We start from the raw sequence: 20,932 nt of genomic DNA, 5'->3' as shown, positions 1-20,932 counted from the left end.
TGTCGTGGACTCGGCGAGTAGGCCGCCGGGTCCACGATCTCGGGTGCGGGCTCAGTGCTCCGTGGCCTTCTCCGCACCGAACCCGGTGAGCGATCGCACCTCCATCTCGGCGGCCAGCTGAGGAGACTCCTTGCGGCTGCTGGAGATCGTGCCCAGCCAGCCGAGCAGGAAGCCCAACGGGATCGAGACGATGCCCGGGTTGTTCAGCGGCCACACGGCGATGTCGATCCCCGGGATCATCGACGTGGGAGTTCCCGAGAACACCGGCGAGAGGACGATGAGGAGGATCGCCGAGCCCAGTCCGCCGTACATGCTCCACACGGCACCGCGGGTGGTGAATCGGCGCCAGAACAGCGAGTAGAGGATGGTGGGCAGGTTCGCCGACGCCGCCACGGCGAAAGCCAGGGCCACCAGGAACGCGATGTTCTGTCCCTGCGCACCGATCCCGCCGACGATGGCCAGGATGCCGATCACGATGACGGTGCGGCGGGCGACGCGCACCTCTCCGTTGGGGTCGGCGTCGATGGGCTTGCCCTCGGAGTCCTTGCGGCCCTTCTGGATGACGTTCGCGTAGATGTCATGCGCGAACGACGCGGCCGCGGTGATCGTGAGACCTGCGACCACGGCGAGGATCGTCGCGAACGCCACCGCCGAGATGAAGCCGAGCAGCACCGGGCCGCCGAGCTGGAGCGCCAGCAACGGGGCAGCGGAGTTCACGCCCCCTGGGGCCGCCGCGATGACATCCGCTCCGACCAGTGCTCCTGCGCCGTACCCGAGCACGAGCGTGAGCAGGTAGAACCCGCCGATGAGCCAGATCGCCCAGACGACCGAGCGACGGGCCTCCTTCGCCGTCGGAACCGTGTAGAAGCGCATCAGCACATGCGGCAGCCCTGCCGTGCCCAGCACGAGCGCCATGCCGAGGGAGAGGAAGTCCCACGGGTTGGCGCCGTACTGCAGGCCCGGCGCCAGGATCGCGTCGCCCTTGTCGGAGTTGGCCACCGCTGCCTCGAGCAGGGTGTTCAGGCTGAACCCGTTGATGGCGAGCACCCACACGGTCATCCCGAGCGCACCACCGATGAGGAGGAACGCCTTGACGATCTGCACCCAGGTCGTCCCCTTCATGCCGCCGATCAGCACGTACACGATCATCAGGATGCCGACGACCGCGATCACGACCGACTGACCGACCCGACCGTCGATGCCGAGTAGCAGCGACACGAGACCTCCGGCACCCGCCATCTGCGCGAGCAGGTAGAAGAAGCACACGGCGAGTGTCGTGATGGCGGCCGCCATCCGCACAGGTCGCTGCTGCAGGCGGAACGAGAGCACGTCCGCCATGGTGAACTTGCCGGTGTTCCGCATCAGCTCCGCGACCAGGAGCAGGGCAACGAGCCACGCCACGAGGAAGCCGATTGAGTAGAGGAAGCCGTCGTATCCGTTGATCGCGATCGCACCGCAGATCCCGAGGAAAGATGCCGCAGACAGGTAGTCACCGGCGATCGCGAATCCGTTCTGAGGACCGGTGAACGAGCGACCGGCGGCGTAGTAGTCGGCAGCCGTCTTGTTGTTGCGACTCGCTCTGATCACGATGAACAGCGTCACTGCCACGAAGGCGAGGAAGATCGAGATGTTGAAGACCGGGTTGATCTCGAGGGCCGCGGGGGCTGCCGCGCGCACGCCGCTCATGCCGCGCCCTGCGCTTCCTCGAGTTCCTCGCGGATCTGCGCCGCGAGGGGATCGAGCTTGCGGTTCGCGAAGGAGACGTACGTCATCGTGATGGCGAAGGTCGTCACGAACTGGCCGAGGCCGAGGAGGAGCCCGATCGTGATGTCGCCCCACACCCGCTGTCCCATGAAGTCCGGGGCGAAAGCCGCGAGGAGCACGTAGCCGAAATACCAGAGGAGGAAGAAGGCCGCCATCGGGAAGATGAACGATCTCTGCGTGCGTTTCAAGGTGAGGAATCTCGGAGATCGTTCGACCGCGGTGTAGTCGATCTCGCCGTTCGGATCCGCGTGCGTCTGGTCGCTCATGGGGCCTCCTTGCCACATGTCCGGTGCTCGCACGAGCCGCTCGTGCGAATGGTAGGGTCGACGCTACGAAACGGGGCATTGCGTCGTCACCCCCGAAAGTAGGTAGTCGTGAACTCACCCGTCATCCGCGAATCCGAGGCGGATCTCGTCGCGAATGCGGTGCGGGAGCTCGCGCGGCGCACACGATTCCCCGTGGCCTTCGGAGGCCTCATCGAAGAGGGCGTGGTGAGCGTCACCAGCATCGTCGGAGCTCGCACGCGGTCACTCGACGGTCTCCGTGTGCGTCCGGAACGCGGCCTCGGCGGTCGGGCGATGATGGAACTCCGCCCGCGCATGACGAGCGACTACGGATCGTCCCAGCAGATCACCCACGACTACGACGTCTTCGTGCTCGGCGAGGGGCTGCGCACGCTCCTCGCTCTCCCGATCGTCGTCCAAGGACGATCGCGTGGCGTGCTCTACGCCGGTGGATGGGATGAGGAGCGGGTCGGCGGAGTGACCACGGCGCCCGCCATGCAGGTCGCCCAGTCGGTCGCGGATGAGCTGCGCATCCGCGACGAGGTGCAGAAACGGCTTCAGGAGAGCGCGCCCGGCGACGATGTGGTGGCCCCGGCGCAACGCGAGGAGCTGCGTCAGAGCTTCGCCGAGCTCCGCAGCATCGCAGCCTCCGTCGAGGACGAGGAGATCCGCACCAGGATCGCGCATGTCGAGCGGCGGCTCCTGACCCTGGCGGGTGATGTGGCGGCACCGCCCACCGGACCGATCCCCGCGGTCCACCTCTCCCCCCGGGAGACCGACGTGCTCGCCTGTGCCGCACTCGGCGCGACCAACGCCGAGATCGCGTCTCAGCTCGGGTTGCGGGAGGGGACGATCAAGGCGTACCTCGGAACGGCGATGTCGAAATTGGATGCGTCCACACGTCACGCCGCTGTCGCGAGAGCGCGTCGAATCGGACTCCTCCCGTGACTAAAGGGAATGGAGTAATTGCGCCGCGTTTGCGGGCCGAATACGGTTGACGACTTCGAGTTGTCGCATTTCCCGCGGCGGAGTAAAGTCGCCTCCATGGCGAGACGAATTGTGCATCAGCTGGTCGACGACATCGATGGCAGCGTCCTGGAGGTGGGCGAAGGCGAGACTGTGCATTTCTCGCTGAACGGCACCGCATACGAGATCGATTTGAATTCCGCGCATGCCGATGAATTGCGTAAGGCGCTCGAGCCCTACGTGGCGGCCGGACGCAAAGCAGGGTCGTCCTCGAGCGCCTCGCGCTCATCGTCCTCCCGCAAGCGTCCTGCGCGGAACCCCGAGGTCGCGGCGATCCGCGCGTGGGCGAATGACAATGGCCACAAGCTCTCCGAGCGTGGCCGCATTCCCGCGCAGGTCGTGGACGCATACAACGCCGCGCACTGACCTTTCGCAAGAACTGCGTAGTGAACACCCCTCACCGAGGGGCGTTCACTACGCGCCTTCCTGCAACCAGGGCTCGTCGCGCAGAGTGATCTCTTCGGTCATATCCGTGAGGAACCGGATAACGACCTCCCTCTCTGCCGGCGTCAGGCGCGCCGCGGAATAGAACCGTTTCGCCTGTTGCCGCCCCACCGTCTCCATCGCGGCATGCCGGGTCTCCGCGGTGATGGATATCTGCAATGCCCTGCGGTCGGTCGGGTGCGGGGCGCGGGTGATGTGCCCTCCCTGCTCGAGCCGGTCGAGGAGCTTCGTCGTCGCCGCAGTCGACACCCCGAGGTGATGGGCGATGCCGCCCGGAGTCGCCACGAGACTGCGGTTCGCGCACACGATCAGGTAGTGCAGAGCGCGCATGTCGGTCTCATTGAGACGCATGTATCGACGTGACGCCTGAGAGAGGGTCTGCTCCGCTTCGCGAAGACCGGCCAGCGACTCCATGACTCGAGCGATCTGCTTCAGCTCCTCCGGCGGCACACCCGTGCGATCGATCAGGACGCTGCGCGGGTCGCTCGCTTCGACGTCGTAGATCGCGGTGTGGATGAGACCGTCCGGGGCCTCTCCCGTCGGCCTCGATACCGCTTCCGCCACGGGGAGCGAATCCTGCGCGCCCGCGTTCGGGGTGGTGCCGGGCTCCGAGTCCATGCGATCATGTTACACACCAACAGTTTCATGCTAAGTTGACTACTCACCAAGTTAGCTAAATCGGAAACGCTCGAGGCCAAGGAGATGCCGTGGACGACGTGACCCTCCTCGCCGAAGACGGAACAGCCGTCGGAACGCTCCCCAAGAGCGAAGTCCACACGAGCGACACTCCCCTGCATCTGGCCTTCTCCTGCTACGTCTTCGACCGCGACGGGCGTCTGCTCCTCACCCGCCGGGCGCTGACGAAGAAGACGTGGCCAGGTGTCTGGACCAACAGCTTCTGCGGCCACCCCCGCCCGGACGAGGCCATGGAGGATGCGGTGCGTCGCCACGGCCGCGGCGAGCTCGGCATCCAGGTGTCCGAACTCCGTACAGCTCTCCCCGACTACCGCTACCGCGCGGTGGACGCGAGTGGGATCGTCGAGAACGAGATCTGCCCCGTGCACATCGCCGTACTCGATGGTGACCCCGTAGCCAACCCCGACGAAGTGTCCGAGTGGACGTGGGTCGAGGTGCACCCGCTGATCGAGGCCGTCGCGCACGCGCCCTTCGCGTTCAGCCCCTGGCTGGTCGAGCAGCTGCCCCTGTTGCGTCAACGCGGCGAGGTGTGACCGATGAGCGCGACGACGACCGAGGAATCACTCGGCACACGGATCGAGGACGCGCTGCGACAACGGTTCTCCGAGAGAAGGACCGCGGCCGAGGGCTACGGCAGCGAGTTCGTCGCACTGTGGCACGCGGCGGAGGAACACGCTCTCGGGGGCAAGCTGATCCGCCCCCGTCTGCTCCTCGACCTCACACACGCGTTGGCGCCGGCACCCCTGACGGTGGAAGAGACGCACTGCGCGATCGACGTCGCCGCACACGTCGAGCTCCTCCACTTCGCCTTTCTCCTGCACGACGATGTGATCGACGGAGATCTCATGCGGCGCAGAAGACCGAATCTGATCGGGGCGCTCGTGGCGGCGCGCCCCGCAGGACCGACCGAACCCGCGCTGCACTGGGCGCGTTCGAGCGCGATCCTCCTCGGAGACCTGCTCCTGTCGTCGGCCGTGCTGGGATTCGCGCGAGCCGAGGTCTCGGCAGAGGCCCGCGAGCGTCTGCTCGGCCTGCTGGAGCAGACGATCTTCGAAACCGTGGCGGGAGAGCACGCCGATGTCGCACTCAGCGACGGCATCATCGCTCCCGATCTGCGGACGATCCTCTCCACGAGCGCGTACAAGACCTCGACATACTCCTTCGTCCTGCCCCTGCGCGCCGCTGCCGTGCTCGCCGGCGCATCGGCCGCTGCCGAGGAGCATCTCACCGCGATCGGGTGGAACCTCGGACTGGCCTATCAGCTGCAGGACGATCTGCTGTCGGTGTTCGGCGATCCCGAGGAGCACGGCAAGGACCCCTTCTCCGATCTGAGAGAAGGCAAGGAGACGGCGATCATCGCGTACGCGCGCATGACGAGCCAGTGGGAAGGGATCGAGCTGCACTTCGGACGTCCCGACCTCAACTCGACGGACGGCGCGGATGCTCGCGACCGACTGCGCGCCTGCGGCTCGGAGGCCTTCGTCCGAGGCCTCGTGCAAGAGCATCTGGATGCCGCGGACAGCGCGCTCCTCGAAGCGGAGTCCGCCGGCCTTCTCCCCGCGTCCGCGGTGGAGACCGTCCGGGCGCTCGCCACCCGCGTCGGGAGCCGCCGCCGATGACGACGAACCCCTCCGGCCACGGCGACAGCACAGCGCTGCGGCGTTTCAACCGCACGGCGGAGATCGCCACGACCGACGTCATCCGCACCTACTCGACCTCGTTCGGACTGGCCACCCGCCTGCTCGGGAAACGTCATCGCCAGCACGTGCGCAACATCTACGCGATGGTGCGCATCGCAGATGAGATCGTCGACGGCGTCGCCGCGGAAGCCGGCCTGGACGTCACGGCACAATCCGCCGCGCTCGACTCCTACATCGCGGAGACCCATCGATCCATGCGCAGCGGCTACAGCAGCGATCTGATCCTGCACGCGTTCGCACGCACAGCACGCGAGTGCAGCATCGGAGAGGACCTGACCCAGCCGTTCTTCGACTCGATGCGTGCGGACATCGATGCGGACTCCGGCTTCGCCGCGTACGACGTCGACGCGCATGCGGCCTACGTCTACGGCTCCGCCGAGGTCGTCGGACTCATGTGCCTGCAGGTGTTCCTGCGAGATGCCGAACGCACGCCGGAGGAACTGGATATCCTGCGGCACGGCGCACGCCAGCTCGGCGCCGCCTTCCAGAACGTGAACTTCCTGCGCGATCTCGCGGACGATACCGACCGTCTGCACCGCGGCTACCTCGGAGGGACAGCGCGTCTCACCGATGCCGATCGCGACGCGTGGGTCGAGACCGTGTTCCGTCAGCTGGCCGACGCACGTGACGCGATCCCGCTGCTGCCGAAGGACGCTCGCGCGGCAGTGCGCAGCGCTCTGGCACTGTTCGCCGCGCTCACCCGACGGGTCTCCGCGACTCCCGCCGACGTCCTCTACCAGCGCAGGGTTCGGGTGCCCGATCCGGTCAAGGCCGCTCTCGCCGCGCGATGCGTGCTCGTCACCGCGATGGAGCGCGACCGATGAGCCGGGTGGTGGTCATCGGCGCCGGCGTGGCGGGTCTCGCCACAGCAGGATTGCTCGCACGGGACGGCCACGAGGTCGTGGTGCTCGAGAAGAACGACCGAGTCGGGGGCCGAGCAGGGACCATCGAACGCGATGGCTTCCGCTTCGACTCCGGCCCATCGTGGTATCTGATGCCCGAGGTGTTCGATCACTTCTTCGAGATGATGGGCACCACCACGGCGGAGCAGCTCGACCTGGTCAGGCTCGACCCCGGCTACCGCGTGTTCCGGCCCCCTGTCACGGCTGATGCCTCCCCGACGTCGGTGACCGTGCCCGCAGGGCGGGAGGAGGTCACGCGGCTGTTCGAGGAGCTCGAGCCCGGCTCCACGGCGACGCTCGACTCGTACCTCGACTCCGCACAGGACGCCGGAGAGATGGCGCGGAAGTACTTCCTCTACAACCCGTTCACACGCATGCGTTCACTCCTCGCCCCCGAGGTGGTCCGCGCTCTGCCCCGCTTGGGCGCGCTGCTCGGGACGCGACTGCAGTCCTTCGCAGCCCGACGCTTCGATCACCCGGTCGTACGCCAGATCCTCGGCTACCCCGCGGTGTTCCTCGGGACCGATCCGCGCAGCGCTCCGGCGATGTACCACCTCATGAGCGCGCTCGACCTCGATCAAGGCGTCAGCTACCCGCAGGGCGGATTCTGGCGTGTGGTCGAGCGGATCGAAGTGCTGGCACGAGACGCGGGAGCACGGATCGTCACCGGGGCGCAGGTCACCGGGATCCGCACGCAGGACGGCGTCGACAGCACCCGCGTGACCGGAGTCGGCTGGGTCGACGACTCGGGGTCCTCACACGTCGAGAGCGCCGACGTGGTGGTGTCCGCAGCCGACCTGCACCACACCGAGACCGCGCTGCTTCCCCCCTCGCTGCAGACCTATCCGGAGTCGTGGTGGGCTCGACGCACCAGTGGTCCGGGCGGGATCCTCGTGATGCTCGGTGTGCGCGGCGCTCTGCCCGAGCTTCCGCACCACTCGCTGTTCTTCACCGACGACTGGGATGCGAACTTCGACGCGATCTTCGGCTCCACGCCCACGGTGCCCGACCCTGCGTCGATCTACGTATGCCGGCCGAGCGCGACCGACCCCGACGTCGCCCCCGTCGACCACGAGAACCTCTTCGTCCTGATCCCGGTACCCGCCGACGTCGACCTCGGCCACGGCGGAGCGGACGGACACGGATCTCCCGCCATCGAGCGCGCAGCCGATGCCGCGATCGATCAGGTGGCGACCTGGGCGGGGATCCCCGACCTGCGCGAACGCATCGTCGTGCGCGAGACGACCGGCCCCGCGGACTTCCGCGATGACTACCACTCCTGGCGTGGGGGGATGCTGGGCCCGGCCCACATCCTCTCGCAGAGCGCGATGTTCCGTGCGCAGAACGCGTCCAAGCGCGTGCAGGGCCTGTTCTACGCCGGCGCCACCACAGCGCCGGGCGTCGGTGTCCCGATGTGCCTGATCAGCGCGGAGGTCGTCCTCAAGCGCATCCGCGGCGACCACTCGCCGGGACCTCTTCCCGTTCCCGCCCCCTCCCCCGTCGGGACGGAGGCGCCCTGATGGGTGTGGTGTATCTGGCGGCCCTCCTGGTGTCGCTGGGCTGCATGCTGCTGCTGGACTGGCGGTTCCGGCTCTTCTTCTGGCGCGACGCGGTCTCCGCTGCCGTCGTGACGATCCTCGGCTTCGTGTTCTTCCTCGTCTGGGACGTGGCCGGGATCGCGAACGGGATCTTCTTCCGCGGGGACGGAGCGATAGCGACGGGGCTGGTGATCGCTCCCGAACTGCCCATCGAGGAACCTGTCTTCCTGCTGTTCCTCGTCGTCTGCACCATGATCATCTACACCGGGGCGACACGCGTGCTCTCCCGGTTCCGCGCACGGACACGGACGAAGAGGGAGGGAGCATGACGTACCTCCAGCTCTCCGCCTGGTTCGTCGCCGGCGCTGCCGCGGCCGGGGTGGGGCTCGCACTCGCGTCACGCGGTCGCGGACCACGCCCCGCATCCGTGCTGCTGACCGTCCTCGTGCTGTTCCTGCTCACTGCGGCATTCGACACGGCGATGATCGCGAGCGGACTGTTCCACTACGCGCAGGATCCGCTGCTCGGCGTGCACATCGGACTCGCACCGATCGAGGACTTCGCCTACCCGTTCGCCGGCGCGCTTCTCCTTCCCGCGGCGTGGACGGCGATGCGTGCACTTCGGCGATCCCGCGGACGGACGCCGATCGACGAGGAGGAACGACGATGAGCGGAGCCACCGCGCCGTCGAACGGCATCGCGCGGGACATCGCCCAGATCGTGCTGTCGTCGCGCCCGATCAGCTGGATCAACACCGCGTTCCCGTTCGCGGCCGCCTACCTCCTCAGCACACGGGAGATCGACCTCACACTCGTGTTGGGCACGCTGTACTTCCTCATCCCCTACAACCTCGCGATGTACGGGATCAACGATGTGTTCGACTACGCCTCCGATCTGGCGAATCCTCGAAAGGGCGGCATCGAAGGAGCACTGCTCGCGCCCCGCATCCATCGGGCGACCCTCTGGGCGGCTGCGGCGACCAACCTCCCCTTCCTCGTCTACCTCGCGATCGTCGGGACCCCGGCCTCGACTGCGTGGCTCGCGGTGAGCGTGTTCGCGGTGATCGCCTACTCCGCCCCCGTGCTCCGGTTCAAGGAGCGTCCGTTCCTCGACTCCGTCACCTCCAGCACGCATTTCGTGAGTCCGGCTGTCGTCGGCCTCACCCTGGCCGGAGCGTCGGCGACGACCGGAACCGTGATCACGCTCGGCGCATTCTTCCTCTGGGGCATGGCAGCGCACGCGTTCGGCGCGGTGCAGGACATCGGTCCCGACCGGGAGGGCGGCATCTCGTCGATCGCCACAGTGATCGGTGCACGGGCGACCGTACGGCTGTCGCTCGCGCTGTGGGTGATCGCGGGCGCCGCCATGCTGTGGACGCCGTGGCCCGGTCCACTCGCCGCGGTCCTCGCTCTGCCCTACGTCGTGAACGCAGCGCCGTGGTGGAACGTGACGGACGAGAGCTCCGCCTCCACGAACCGAGCCTGGCGACGGTTCATCGCCCTCAACTACTTCGCCGGCTTCCTCACGACGATGATCCTCATCCTTGCCTGGATCTCCTGACCGCCCGTTCCGAAGCACCCCGAAAGGACCCCCGATGTCCCGCCCCGACACCGCGCTGACCCCGCCGCCGAGAGAGCGCACTCGACGGCACTCCTGGGTGCGCGTCTTCCTCCCCGTCGCCCTGATCCTCGTGTGGCTGGTGGGCGCGTCACTGGGCGGACCGCTGTTCGGCAAGGTCGACGAGGTGTCTTCCAACGAGCAGACGACGTATCTCCCGGAATCGGCGGATGCGACGCAGGTGCAGAAGCTTCTCGGAGAGTTCAGCGACAGCGACTCGATTCCGGCGATCGCGGTTTTCACGGCCGACGACGAGCTCACCCCTTCCGAGTTCGATGCCATCTCCGCCGCCGTCGCGGATGCGCCGACGGTCGAGGGCGTCGGCGACGAGGTCTCCCCCGCTCTCCCCTCGGACGATGGGCGCGCGGTGCAGGCTTTCATCCCGATCGAGGCCGATGCTGAGCTCGCCGACGCCACTGCAGCGCTGGGCGACGAACTGCGTGCCGCCGTCCCCGAGGGGATCACGGTCTACATCACCGGCCCCGCCGGGTTCAGCGCCGACCTCGTCGCAGGGTTCGCCGGCATCGACGGGCTCCTGCTCGGGGTCGCACTCCTCGCCGTTCTCGTGATCCTGGTGCTGGTCTATCGATCGTTCCTCCTCCCTCTCGTCGTGCTCTCGACCAGCCTCTTCGCCCTCTGCGTCGCGCTGCTGGTGGTCTGGTGGCTCGCGAAGTTCGAGATCCTGCTCCTCAGCGGCCAGACCCAGGGCATCCTGTTCATCCTCGTGATCGGTGCCGCCACCGACTACGCCCTGTTGTTCGTGGCGCGCTTCCGAGAAGAGCTGCGCGTCGCCCAGGACAAGGGCACGGCGGTCATGGCGGCGTGGAAGGGCTCGGTCGAGCCGATCGTCGCCTCAGGCGGCACCGTGATCGCCGGCCTCCTGTGCCTGCTGCTCAGCGACCTCAAATCCAACAGCACCCTGGGGCCGGTCGCGGCGATCGGCATCGTGTTCGCGATGCTCTCGGCACTGACGCTGCTCCCCTCGCTGCTGCTGCTCTTCGGACGCGCCGTGTTCTGGCCGCGGCGTCCTCGCTTCGAACCCGAGGTGGTCGCCGCCGAGCACGGCATGCGCACGACGGGCCTGTGGGCGCGACTGGCGGGACTCATCAAGCGTCGCCCGCGGGTGATCTGGATCGTGACGACTCTCGTGCTGCTCGCGGGGGCGGCGGGAATCACCCAGCTCGACGCCGACGGGGTGCCGCAATCGGATCTGGTGCTCGGCGCCTCCGAGGCACGCGACGGCCAGGTGGCGCTGGGCGAGCACTTCCCCGGCGGATCCGGCAGCCCGGTGTATGTCGTCGTGCCGGAAGGCCGGCTTCAGGACGCCGCGGACGTGCTGCTCGCGAACGACGGAGTGGATGGCGTCACGGTGTCCGCGGCCGATTCCCCGAGTGGTTCGGCGCCGGTGACGGAAGACGGCATCACCGCGGTCGGCGCTCCCGGCACGCCCGCCCCGGAACCGACAACCGTGAAGGGCGACGTCCTCCTGCAGGGCACCCTGACCGATGCGGCGGATTCCGAAGCCGCGGCTGCCACCGTGCGCGAGCTCCGCAGCGACCTCGATGACATGGGTGCGCTGGTCGGCGGCGTCACGGCCACCTCGATCGACACCAACGACGCATCGATCCACGACAGGAACCTCATCATTCCGGTCATCCTCGTCGTGATCATGCTGATCCTGATGCTGCTGCTGCGATCCATCGTCGCCCCGGTGCTGCTGATCCTCACCACGGTGCTGTCCTTCGGCACGGCGATGGGCGTCTCAGCACTCGTCTTCAACGGGATCTTCCAGTTCCCCGGCGCCGATCCCGCCGTCCCGCTGTTCGGATTCGTCTTCCTGGTGGCGCTCGGCATCGACTACAACATCTTCCTGATGACGCGAGTGCGTGAGGAGTCGAAGGCCCATGGGACGCGGGAGGGCATCCTGCGCGGACTCTCGATCACGGGTGGCGTGATCACCTCGGCCGGCCTGGTGCTCGCCGCGACCTTCGCCGCGCTGTCTGTGATTCCGATCCTGTTCCTCGTACAGCTCGCCTTCATCGTGGCGTTCGGCGTGCTCCTCGACACGTTCGTGGTGCGTTCCCTGCTGGTCCCAGCGCTGACCTACGACATCGGCAAGGCGATCTGGTGGCCGTCCAAGCTGTGGCGGCGCGGAGAAGACTGAGACGCGGCGGCGTGCATCCGGTCGCTTAGACTGGATGCACGCCCTCGTAGCTCAGGGGATAGAGCAGCCCTCTCCTAAAGGGCAGGTCGCAGGTTCGAATCCTGTCGCGGGCACGCTATGCAGAAGGGGAGCCGTCCTGGAGACGGCTCCCCTTCTGCGCAGCGTGGGGCCCGGTCAGGCGGCCAGTGCGAGGTACGGCTCCCATCGCGGGTCGCTGCGCTCCGTTCCGCGCACCGTCCATGCGGTGCCGTGCGGGGGCCGCGGGGTGAATCGCAGCTGCCAGCGCATCTCCTGGGGCGTACGGTCGCTCTTCACGTTGTTGCACCGCAGGCAGCACGCGACGAGGTTCTCCCAGGAATCCGCTCCTCCGCGCGAACGCGGCAGGATGTGGTCGATCGTGGAGGCGGACTTCCCGCAGTAACCGCACCGGTGATCGTCACGACGGAGGACACCGCGCCGGGTCACGGGCACCCGTCTGCTGGTGGGGACGCGCACGTAGCGCGCCAGGATGATGACCGCGGGGCGGTCGTAGACGCCGTGCGAGCCCCAGACGGGGTCTTCCTCGACGCGTTCGATCACGGTGGCTTTGTCGTTCATCACGAGCACCAGGGCTCTCTTGAACGACACGATCGCCAGCGGCTCGTATCCGGCATTCAGGACCAGTGTGCGCATTCGTCATCCTCTCGATCCGCCGGGACGGCTTCCCGGCACTCTCGACTCACACGAGGTCGTGCAGGAGACAGATCGATCGCGGGGACGAAAAAAGGCGCCGTCTAGAGACAGCGCCTTTCGCGCACGGCAACGCCGTGGCATCCCTGCGGGCTATGCAGAAGGACGTGACGACCGAGGGCATCCATGGTTCGGATGCTCGGTATTCGCTCCATCAGCCTCTCCCACCTGTACGACAACGGGATCAGGCTAACCCATCTCCCTGAGTGCAGGGCGAAACGGGAGGTGAATGGAGGGAAGCGTGTCTGGAAATCAGCCGGCGTTGACCGACAGCCAGGACATCGGCTCGACGAGCCCGCCGTTGATCCAGACCTCGAAGTGGAGGTGGTTCGCGGTGGAACGGCCCGTGCTGCCGACATAGCCGATCAGCTGTCCCGCCGACACAGACTGCCCGACCTGAACCTGACGCGAGCCGTAGAGCATGTGCCCGTAGGTGGTCTGCAGACGCTGTCCACCGACGACGCTGTCGAGCATGACCGCGACACCGTAGCCGCCGATGCTCTCCGCCGATGCGCGGACGACCCCGGCAGCGGCGGCGTAGATCGGCGTGCCGGCCGGAGCGAGCATGTCCGCGCCGTTGTGGCCGCCACCGACCGTGCGGCTGACGTTCCAGGAGCCCATCGGGAGCGGGTACCGCACCTCACCCGAGCCGGGCGAGGTGAGCGCGTAGCCCGCGGTGTTGAAACGCGAGGAGGAGGTGCCGGCCGTGGAGGCGGTCGCGGCAGCAGCGGCCGCACGGGCGGCTGCTGCCTCCTCGGCCTTCTTCTTCTCGATCTCCTCCGGCGTGGTCGCGCTGAATGTGCCGCGCGCCAGCGGAGCAGCAGTCGCCTGCGAGGCGACGACGAGCGACTGCGCGTCGACGGCGGCGAGCTGCTGGAGAGTGGTGGGCGCTGCCTCACTCGGCTTCGACGAGGCGAAGGCGGGCAGAGCGATTCCGGTGACCAGTGCACCGACCGCACCGAAGATGGCGATGGATCGGAGTGGCTTCACAGCCTTTCGAGCACTCATCCGCGCACCGGTGCGGCGGGCGGGTACTCGGTCTTCAGATGTCTTCTTCGCGGGCGATTCGATGTCTGCGGCCAAAACTTGGTCCTCCTGGGCCCTCACGCTGTTCGGGTCAGCGCTGGCTCGTCGGCACTCTGCTCTCGTGGCACGAATGTAGCTCGGGTACTTTGTGCGTTCTTACCGTGAAGACGACGAGCCTGGAAGGCGATCTTCGCGGGTTCATCTCCAGCGGGCTTCTTCGCTGGCGACCTGACTGAGGTTACCGGAAGATAACGATCATGTCACCCTGGGAAACTGGCAATTCTCGGAGAGGGCGGTGAGGCTCTCGTTCCACGCCGCTTCCTGCCGCGAATTCTCGCGGGATCAGGCCGGTTCCCCGACCAGGAAGATGTGCGATGCCAACTCGACGGGGAGCTCGAGTCCATCGTCCTTGCCGTCCATCTGGATGAGGACGTATCCCTCACTGAACCGGAAGTCGCCGTGAGCGCCCGGGACGACTCCGGCGTCGCGCAGCTGCTCGAGCAGTTCGGGGTCGACCTGAGCAGGCTCGGCGAGACGACGAACCGTGCCCTCGACGGGTTCGCCCGCAGCGTTCAGACGCTGCACGAGTCCGATGACTCCTTCGTCGAACGTGCGCGCCGGGAGGTCACCGAGCTGATCGAGTCCGGGGATCGGGTTGCCGTACGGCGACTCCGTCGGATGCCCGAGCAGCTCGACGAGCCGACGCTCGACCTGCTCGCTCATCACGTGCTCCCAGCGGCACGCCTCTTCGTGCACGAAGGCCCAGTCGAGCCCGATCACATCCGAGAGCAGACGCTCGGCGAGACGGTGCTTGCGCATCACGTCGACGGCCTTGCGCCGACCCGCGTCGGTGAGCTCGAGCGTGCGGTCCTCCGACACGATGACGAGGCCATCGCGTTCCATGCGACCGACCGTCTGCGAGACCGTCGGGCCGGAGTGGCCGAGACGCTCGGAGATGCGCGCGCGCAGCGGAACGATGTTCTCCTCCTCAAGTTCGAGGATGGTGCGGAGATACATCTCCGTGGTGTCGATCAGATCGGTCATGTGCGGGCCCTCCGGGGTTCTTAGGCAAGCCTACATTCCCGCGGCGACATCGGACTCGCGAGCAGTCCAGTGGCACGTCGCACGCCCCCTAGAATCGACGCATGGCGATCGAGATTCCCCGTGACCTCCTGCCCGTCGACGGCCGCTTCGGCTGCGGTCCCTCCAAGGTGCGCCCCGCGCAGCTCGAGGCGCTGTTCTCGTCGGGAGCCTCGATCCTGGGGACGTCCCACCGTCAGGCGCCGGTGAAGAACCTCGTCGGCAGCGTCCGCGAGCAGCTCGCGGCTCTGTTCCGCCTGCCGGAGGGATACGAGATCATCCTGGGCAACGGCGGCTCGACGGCGTTCTGGGATGCAGCCGCCTTCGGACTCATCGAGAAGCGCAGCCAGAACCTCGTCTTCGGCGAGTTCGGCGGAAAGTTCGCCGCCTCCGCCGGAGCACCGTGGCTCGACGCACCCGATGTGCGCAAGGCCGAGCCCGGTTCGCTGACGGTCGCCGAGGCCGTGGAGGGTGTCGACGTCTACGCCTGGCCCCACAACGAGACCTCGACCGGCGTCGCGGCTCCGATCCGGCGCGTCGTCGCTGACGGCGCACTGACCGTGATCGACGCCACGAGCGCCGCCGGTGGCATCGACTTCGACGCCGCTCAGGCCGACGTCTACTACTTCGCGCCGCAGAAGAACCTCGGCTCCGACGGCGGCCTGTGGTTCGCCGCGGTCTCGCCCGCTGCCGTCGAGCGCATCGAGCGCATCGCCGCTTCGGGACGCTACATCCCCGAGTTCCTGAGCCTGAAGAACGCGGTCGACAACTCGCGCCTGAACCAGACACTGAACACTCCGGCGCTCACGACCCTGCACCTGCTCGACAGCCAGCTCCGCTGGATCCTCGACAACGGGGGCCTCGCATGGGCTGCGGCGCGCACATCCGAGTCTTCGTCCGTGCTGTACGACTGGGCCGAGGCCTCTTCCGTCGCGACGCCCTTCGTCGCGGAGGTCGCGCACCGCTCCCCCGTGGTCGCGACCATCGACTTCGACGACAGCATCGACGCGGCAGCCATCGCGAAGACCCTGCGGGCCAACGGCATCGTCGACACGGAGCCGTACCGCAAGCTCGGGCGCAACCAGCTGCGCGTGGCGACCTTCGTCTCGATCGAGCCCGACGACGTGCGTCAGCTGACCCGATCGATCGAGTTCGTGCTGGAGAACCTGGGCGACTGAGCGCCCGGGGTCACTCCTCCTCGTCGACCTCGCCGGCGTCCTCATCGAGGGCGTCGGCGTCGTCGTCTTCCGACTCCTCGTCGTCCGAGTCGTCGTCCTCGTCCGTGCCCTCACCGGCGAGGCTCTCATCGAGCTCGTCGATGTCGACGCCGTCCACATCTCCGGCATGAAGAATGTCCGCTTCGACGTCGTCGTCGTCGAGCTCGTCGTCCTCGTCGATGACGTCGTCATCGACGTCTTCGAGCTCATCGTCGTCGGCGACCGTCTCGTCCCCCGCAGCCGTGGCGGCTTCGGCGAGTTCGGCCTGGTGCGCGCGGTACTCGGCGAGACGCTCGGCCCACGGCACCCACTCCGGCGCCAGCAGCGCACCGTCACCGGGAAGGAGTTCGACCTCCAGCACCGTCGGCTCCTCGTCGTCGACACGGGCGACGGTCACCGTCCAGTACCACCCGGGGTAACCGGCGAGCCTGTTCTCGAAGCGCAGCGAGACCGACCCGTCCTCCTCGGCGATGTACCCGGCGGCAGGGCCGACCGTGGACGCCGGGGTGATCTCGGCGAGCGCGGCGAGCGCGAGATCGTGGGCGTCCAGGAGACGCGAGTCGGCGTCAGGCTTCGAGGTCATCAGCGACCTTGCGCAGGACGGCCGCGATCTTGCGGCCCTGACCGGAGGAGGGGTAACGGCCGCGGCGAAGGTCTCCGCCGATGCCGTCGAGGAGCTTCACGAGGTCTTCGACGATGATCGCCATGTCGTCGGCCGGCTTGCGCTTGGCCTTGGAGAGGCTCGGGGGCGCCTCGAGCACACGCACCGACAGGGCTTGCAGTCCGCGCTTGCCGTCGGCGACGCCGAACTCCACGCGTGCACCGGCCTTCACGGCGGTGCCGGCTGGCATCGCGGAGGCGTGCAGGAAGACGTCCTGGCCGTCATCGCTGGCGATGAAGCCGAAACCCTTGTCTTCGTCGTAGAACCTGACCTTGCCGGTGGGCATGGGAGAACCTCGCTGAGATCGTCGTGCAGAACAGTGGGCGCGCTCGTGCGCGTGACCCCAGCCTACCGGTCGCGACGCGCGCGGAGCCGAAGCGCTCCGTGCGAGTAGGCTGGTGCGGATGAGCACGAAGAATTCCGAACCGGAGGTTCCCATCCGGCGGCTGGATCGCATCCTGGCGTTCACCGCGCTCGGAATCGCGGCCGCATCGGTGGTCTGCTTCTTCGCGATCATCATCGGCACCGCCGTCGGCATGGACCAGGCCGCCTTCGGCGAGGGCGTCTGGCCCGTCGTCGCAGCGATCCCGTATTGGGGGCTGCCCGTGGCTTTCCTCATGATCATCGTGCTCCTCACGATGAGCTTCATCCGGAAGGGCCGCGCGTCTTCGCGTTCATGAGGCATCGGCCATGAGCACTCACGCACGACCGCTGGCGGATTGGCTGGCAGCGGCGAGCGACGATGAGCTCTGCAGACTCCTCGCCGCGCGCGGCGTGCGCCCGGATGCAGCATGGCAGGACTTCTTCGATGCGGCGGAGGCACTCCTCGATCCCGCATCGATCTCGCGCGTCCTCCCCACGCTGACGGCCGCCGAGGCCGACGCACTCCTCACGGCAGCCTCTGGCGGAGACGCCGGCACCGAGCGGGACCAGCTCACCGCGCTCGCGCTGCTGCGTCCCGAAGGCACGCCGTACCCACCGGTCGTCACCGCCCTCACCGGCCGGTCCGCCCCGCGCGCGGCCGCAACCCCGACTGTCCCTCCTGCATCGGACGCTGCAGCAGCGCATGCCGCCGAGCGTGCCTTCACGACGGTGGCGGTGCTGGCCGACATGCTTCTGATCGCGCGCGAGAGCCCCTTCGCACTCCTCACCGGTGGCGGGGTCAGCGCCGGTGAGAAACGCCAGCTCGCCGAGGCAGGAGTGCCCGCGGAGATCGTGGACGCACTCGCCGTGATCGCGCTCCAGTCCGGGCTCGCGGTGTCGGCTGATCGACGGCTGCGGACGAGTCAGGACGCCGAGAGCTGGCTGCGATCATCCGCGGCGGACCGCTGGATCGTTCTCGCCACAGCGTTCCGCGACGCTCTCCCGCGTGGCGTCCGGTCCGCGACGGGCGGATGGGTCCCTCCCCAGCTGTGGCCCCTCGCCCACCCCTGGGACCCCGCATGGCCCGATCGTTCTCGACGCCTGCAGGATGCCGCCGTGCTCCTCGGACTGATCGCGGAGGACGGGACCGAGCCGGAATGGTCGGTCGGCCTGCGCGGCGGGGGTTCCGCCGACGCTGACGCGCTCGTGGCCCTGCTGCCCACCGAGGTCGATCGCATCTTCCTGCAGAACGACCTGACGGCGATCGCGCCGGGCCCGCTGGAGCCTGCCCTCGACGTACGACTGCGCACCATCGCCGTCCGGGAATCGGCCGCGCAGGCATCGTCGTACCGTTTCACCTCCGAGTCCGTGGCGCACGCGTTCGTCGCGGGAGAGACCGAGGAATCGATCCTCGAGTTCCTGTCCTCCGTCTCGCTCACGGGCATCCCGCAGCCTCTCGGCTACCTCCTCGCACAGACCGCGCAACGGCACGGCCTGGTCCGCGTCTCGACCGACGAGGAGACGGGCCGCACGCGCATCGAGAGCGCCGACCCCCATCTCATCCAGGCGATGGCCGTCGATCAGACGCTGCGCCCGCTCGGCCTCGTCGCGCACCTCGATTCGTTGACGACCCGGGTCGGCCGCGACACGGTGTACTGGGCACTCACCGACGCGCGCTACCCGGCGACGCTCGTCGGCTCCGACGGCGCCCTGCTCGTCAGAGAGCGGCACCCCGCACCCCCCGCGCCGGCATCGACCGACGACTCCACGGACCTGGCTCCCCTCATCGCGCGTCTGCGCTCGCACCAGGGACCCGACGCGGATGCCGCGTGGCTCGACCGCGAACTCGAAGCGGCGGTTCGAGCGAAGTCCGTGCTCCAGGTGACCGTCGGGATGCCGGACGGCTCGACGAGGGAGCTCCTGCTGGAAGCGACCGGCCTCGGCGGGGGCAGACTCCGCGGACGTGACCGAGCAGCCGACGTCGAACGCACGCTGCCGGTGTCGAGCATCCTCACAGCGACGATCGTCGGTCCGTGAGGCCCCGCACATCGGGCGACCGCTAAACTGGTCAGCTATGTCTGATGGCCCCTTGATCGTCCAGAGCGATCGCACCGTGCTGCTCGAAGTCGCCCACGCCGATGCCGAGAGCGCCCGCCATGAGCTGGCGATCTTCGCCGAGCTGGAACGCGCCCCGGAGCACATCCACACCTACCGCATCACCCGCCTCGGTCTGTGGAACGCCCGCGCGGCCGGGCACACCGCCGAGGACATGCTCGAGACTCTCGACCGCTGGTCCCGCTTCCCGGTCCCGCCGTCCGTCGCAGTCGACCTGCGGGAGACCGTGAACCGCTACGGCCGCCTCGTGATCGAACGCGACGACGAGGGCACCCTGATCCTCCGCTCCTCCGACCCCGCGGTGCTGGCACAGGTCGCGAACAACAAGCGCATCCAGCCCCTGCTCGTCGGGCACCCGACGCCGGAGACCTTCGTCGTCGATGCGTGGGCGCGCGGTCAGATCAAGCAGGAGCTGCTGAAGATCGGCTGGCCGGCGGAAGACCTGGCGGGATACACCCCGGGAACCCCCCACGAGATCGACCTCGCGGAAGACGGCTGGACGATCCGCCCGTACCAGCAGGATGCCGTCGACGCGTTCTCGAAGGACGGTTCCGGCGTGGTCGTGCTCCCGTGCGGTGCCGGCAAGACGATCGTGGGCGCCGGCGCGATGGCGGCGACCAAGACGACAACCCTCATCCTCGTGACGAACACCGTGTCGGCGCGGCAGTGGCGGGACGAGCTGCTCAAGCGCACCAGCCTCACCCCCGAGGAGATCGGCGAGTACTCCGGGCAGGCCAAGGAGGTCAAGCCCGTCACGATCGCCACCTATCAGATCCTCACGGCGAAGCGGAAGGGCGAGTACGCGCACCTGGCGCTGCTCGACGCTCTCGACTGGGGCCTCATCGTGTACGACGAGGTCCACCTGCTTCCCGCGCCCGTGTTCAAGCTCACCGCCGACCTGCAGGCGCGGCGACGGATCGGCCTCACCGCCACCCTCGTGCGTGAAGACGGTCGGGAGGGCGACGTGTTCAGCCTGATCGGCCCCAAGCGCTTCGACGCCCCCTGGAAGCAGATCGAGGCGCAGGGCTTCATCTCCCCCGCCGCCTGCTACGAGGTACGGGTCGACCTGCCGCCGAGCGACCGCCTGGAGTACGCCGCCGCGACCGACGACGAGCGCTATCGTCTCGCCGCGTCCGCACCGGCGAAGGTCGACGCCGTGCGTGAGCTGATCGCGAAGCACGAGGGTGAGCGCATCCTGGTGATCGGACAGTACCTCGACCAGCTCGAATCGCTGTCCGAGGCGCTGAACGCTCCGCAGATCACCGGTGCGACCCCGGTCGACGAGCGCGAAGAGCTGTACCGCGCGTTCCGGGAGGGCGACATCTCGCTGCTCGTGGTCTCCAAGGTCGCGAACTTCTCGATCGACCTCCCCGAGGCGTCCGTCGCCATCCAGGTGTCGGGATCGTTCGGGTCGCGCCAGGAGGAGGCCCAGCGCCTGGGCCGCTTGCTGCGGCCGAAGCAGTCGGGACACACCGCGAGCTTCTACACCCTCGTCGCCCGCGACACGATCGACCAGGACTACGCCCAGAACCGTCAGCGCTTCCTCGCCGAGCAGGGGTACAGCTACACGATCATGGACTCGGACGCGATCGCCGCCTGAGCCTGC

22 protein-coding genes and 1 tRNA gene are annotated in these 20,932 nt (G+C 68.0%); 15 read left to right on the top strand and 8 right to left on the bottom strand.

Features of this window, described 5'->3' with window-relative positions; translation table 11 throughout:
* Nucleotides 1-51: 51 nt before the first annotated feature.
* Together RN51_RS07380 and RN51_RS07375 are read right to left on the bottom strand one after the other, a co-directional pair.
* A complete protein-coding gene (locus RN51_RS07380) occupies nucleotides 52-1,686 on the bottom strand; it encodes a cation acetate symporter (RefSeq protein WP_045263405.1) in 1,635 nt (544 codons plus the stop codon).
* Nucleotides 1,683-2,030, bottom strand: a complete 348-nt coding sequence (locus RN51_RS07375; RefSeq protein ID WP_045263404.1) for a DUF485 domain-containing protein — start codon at nucleotides 2,028-2,030, stop codon at nucleotides 1,683-1,685. The genes RN51_RS07380 and RN51_RS07375 overlap by 4 nt, the downstream gene beginning before the upstream one ends.
* Nucleotides 2,031-2,138: 108 nt before the next feature.
* On the opposite strand from RN51_RS07375, the gene RN51_RS07370 reads away from it, so the two are divergent.
* Together RN51_RS07370 and RN51_RS07365 are read left to right on the top strand one after the other, a co-directional pair.
* Nucleotides 2,139-2,996, top strand: a complete 858-nt coding sequence (locus RN51_RS07370) for a LuxR C-terminal-related transcriptional regulator (protein ID WP_045263403.1) — start codon at nucleotides 2,139-2,141, stop codon at nucleotides 2,994-2,996.
* Between the two features lie 96 nt (nucleotides 2,997-3,092).
* The gene (locus tag RN51_RS07365; protein ID WP_045263402.1) at nucleotides 3,093-3,440 is read left to right on the top strand and encodes a histone-like nucleoid-structuring protein Lsr2; all 348 of its coding nucleotides are present in this window, start codon (nucleotides 3,093-3,095) and stop codon (nucleotides 3,438-3,440) included.
* Between the two features lie 48 nt (nucleotides 3,441-3,488).
* Here RN51_RS07365 and RN51_RS07360 read toward each other — a convergent pair whose 3' ends face one another.
* Nucleotides 3,489-4,136 (bottom strand): MarR family winged helix-turn-helix transcriptional regulator, encoded by a 648-nt coding sequence (locus tag RN51_RS07360; RefSeq protein WP_082066499.1) that lies wholly within the window; start codon nucleotides 4,134-4,136, stop codon nucleotides 3,489-3,491.
* An 89-nt stretch (nucleotides 4,137-4,225) separates the two neighbouring features.
* Between RN51_RS07360 and idi the strand changes: the two genes are divergently transcribed.
* The 9 genes from idi (at nucleotide 4,226) to RN51_RS07315 (ending at nucleotide 12,248) form a co-directional block, all read left to right on the top strand.
* Nucleotides 4,226-4,747, top strand: coding sequence for an isopentenyl-diphosphate Delta-isomerase (idi, locus tag RN51_RS07355; RefSeq protein ID WP_045263401.1), 522 nt, complete (start codon nucleotides 4,226-4,228; stop codon nucleotides 4,745-4,747).
* Between the two features lie 3 nt (nucleotides 4,748-4,750).
* On the top strand, nucleotides 4,751-5,833 hold the full coding sequence (locus RN51_RS07350) for a polyprenyl synthetase family protein (RefSeq protein WP_045263400.1): 1,083 nt from the start codon (nucleotides 4,751-4,753) through the stop codon (nucleotides 5,831-5,833).
* Nucleotides 5,830-6,738, top strand: coding sequence for a phytoene/squalene synthase family protein (locus RN51_RS07345; RefSeq protein ID WP_045263399.1), 909 nt, complete (start codon nucleotides 5,830-5,832; stop codon nucleotides 6,736-6,738). The genes RN51_RS07350 and RN51_RS07345 overlap by 4 nt, the downstream gene beginning before the upstream one ends.
* The gene (crtI, locus tag RN51_RS07340; protein ID WP_045263398.1) at nucleotides 6,735-8,336 is read left to right on the top strand and encodes a phytoene desaturase family protein; all 1,602 of its coding nucleotides are present in this window, start codon (nucleotides 6,735-6,737) and stop codon (nucleotides 8,334-8,336) included. The genes RN51_RS07345 and crtI overlap by 4 nt, the downstream gene beginning before the upstream one ends.
* Nucleotides 8,336-8,683: a lycopene cyclase domain-containing protein gene (locus RN51_RS07335; RefSeq protein WP_045263397.1), complete on the top strand. Its 348-nt coding sequence runs from the start codon at nucleotides 8,336-8,338 to the stop codon at nucleotides 8,681-8,683. The genes crtI and RN51_RS07335 overlap by 1 nt, the downstream gene beginning before the upstream one ends.
* Nucleotides 8,680-9,024 carry a lycopene cyclase domain-containing protein gene (locus RN51_RS07330; protein ID WP_045263396.1) on the top strand — a complete coding sequence of 115 codons (345 nt, stop codon included), beginning with the start codon at nucleotides 8,680-8,682 and terminating at the stop codon, nucleotides 9,022-9,024. Before RN51_RS07335 ends, RN51_RS07330 begins: the two co-directional genes overlap by 4 nt.
* The gene (locus RN51_RS07325; protein ID WP_045263395.1) at nucleotides 9,021-9,914 is read left to right on the top strand and encodes a prenyltransferase; all 894 of its coding nucleotides are present in this window, start codon (nucleotides 9,021-9,023) and stop codon (nucleotides 9,912-9,914) included. Before RN51_RS07330 ends, RN51_RS07325 begins: the two co-directional genes overlap by 4 nt.
* A 34-nt stretch (nucleotides 9,915-9,948) precedes the next feature.
* Complete coding sequence (locus RN51_RS07320; protein WP_045263394.1) at nucleotides 9,949-12,135, top strand: MMPL family transporter; 2,187 nt, start codon at nucleotides 9,949-9,951, stop codon at nucleotides 12,133-12,135.
* Between the two features lie 40 nt (nucleotides 12,136-12,175).
* Nucleotides 12,176-12,248: transfer RNA gene (locus RN51_RS07315), tRNA-Arg, on the top strand.
* 61 nt (nucleotides 12,249-12,309) lie between these two features.
* Here the strand turns inward: RN51_RS07315 and RN51_RS07310 are convergent.
* From RN51_RS07310 to RN51_RS07300, 3 genes are all read right to left on the bottom strand, one after another.
* Nucleotides 12,310-12,807, bottom strand: a complete 498-nt coding sequence (locus tag RN51_RS07310; protein ID WP_045263393.1) for an HNH endonuclease — start codon at nucleotides 12,805-12,807, stop codon at nucleotides 12,310-12,312.
* A gap of 309 nt (nucleotides 12,808-13,116) precedes the next feature.
* Nucleotides 13,117-13,872, bottom strand: coding sequence for a M23 family metallopeptidase (locus tag RN51_RS07305; protein WP_045263483.1), 756 nt, complete (start codon nucleotides 13,870-13,872; stop codon nucleotides 13,117-13,119).
* Between the two features lie 360 nt (nucleotides 13,873-14,232).
* Nucleotides 14,233-14,934, bottom strand: coding sequence for a metal-dependent transcriptional regulator (locus RN51_RS07300; RefSeq protein WP_045263392.1), 702 nt, complete (start codon nucleotides 14,932-14,934; stop codon nucleotides 14,233-14,235).
* A 101-nt stretch (nucleotides 14,935-15,035) separates the two neighbouring features.
* On the opposite strand from RN51_RS07300, the gene serC reads away from it, so the two are divergent.
* Nucleotides 15,036-16,148, top strand: a complete 1,113-nt coding sequence (gene serC / locus RN51_RS07295) for a phosphoserine transaminase (protein WP_045263391.1) — start codon at nucleotides 15,036-15,038, stop codon at nucleotides 16,146-16,148.
* 10 nt (nucleotides 16,149-16,158) lie between these two features.
* On the opposite strand, the gene RN51_RS07290 is transcribed toward serC, so the two are convergent.
* A complete protein-coding gene (locus RN51_RS07290) occupies nucleotides 16,159-16,770 on the bottom strand; it encodes a DUF3027 domain-containing protein (protein ID WP_045263390.1) in 612 nt (203 codons plus the stop codon).
* Nucleotides 16,754-17,134 carry a cold-shock protein gene (locus RN51_RS07285; RefSeq protein WP_045263389.1) on the bottom strand — a complete coding sequence of 127 codons (381 nt, stop codon included), beginning with the start codon at nucleotides 17,132-17,134 and terminating at the stop codon, nucleotides 16,754-16,756. The genes RN51_RS07290 and RN51_RS07285 overlap by 17 nt, the downstream gene beginning before the upstream one ends.
* 118 nt (nucleotides 17,135-17,252) lie before the next feature.
* Here RN51_RS07285 and RN51_RS07280 point away from each other — a divergent pair, with 118 nt between their 5' ends.
* From RN51_RS07280 to RN51_RS07270, 3 genes are read left to right on the top strand one after another with little or no spacing between them, the layout of a single operon-like run.
* On the top strand, nucleotides 17,253-17,528 hold the full coding sequence (locus RN51_RS07280; protein WP_045263388.1) for a hypothetical protein: 276 nt from the start codon (nucleotides 17,253-17,255) through the stop codon (nucleotides 17,526-17,528).
* A gap of 10 nt (nucleotides 17,529-17,538) precedes the next feature.
* Nucleotides 17,539-19,248 (top strand): helicase-associated domain-containing protein, encoded by a 1,710-nt coding sequence (locus RN51_RS07275; RefSeq protein WP_045263387.1) that lies wholly within the window; start codon nucleotides 17,539-17,541, stop codon nucleotides 19,246-19,248.
* 37 nt (nucleotides 19,249-19,285) lie between these two features.
* Nucleotides 19,286-20,926: a DNA repair helicase XPB gene (locus tag RN51_RS07270; RefSeq protein ID WP_045263386.1), complete on the top strand. Its 1,641-nt coding sequence runs from the start codon at nucleotides 19,286-19,288 to the stop codon at nucleotides 20,924-20,926.
* The last annotated feature ends 6 nt before the right edge of the window (nucleotides 20,927-20,932 follow it).

This window comes from Microbacterium oxydans (assembly GCF_000956405.1).
Classification (GTDB): Bacteria; Actinomycetota; Actinomycetes; order Actinomycetales; family Microbacteriaceae; genus Microbacterium; species Microbacterium oxydans_C.
The sequence above is the reverse complement of the archived record's forward strand: the minus strand, read 5'-3'. Positions and strand labels throughout refer to the sequence as shown.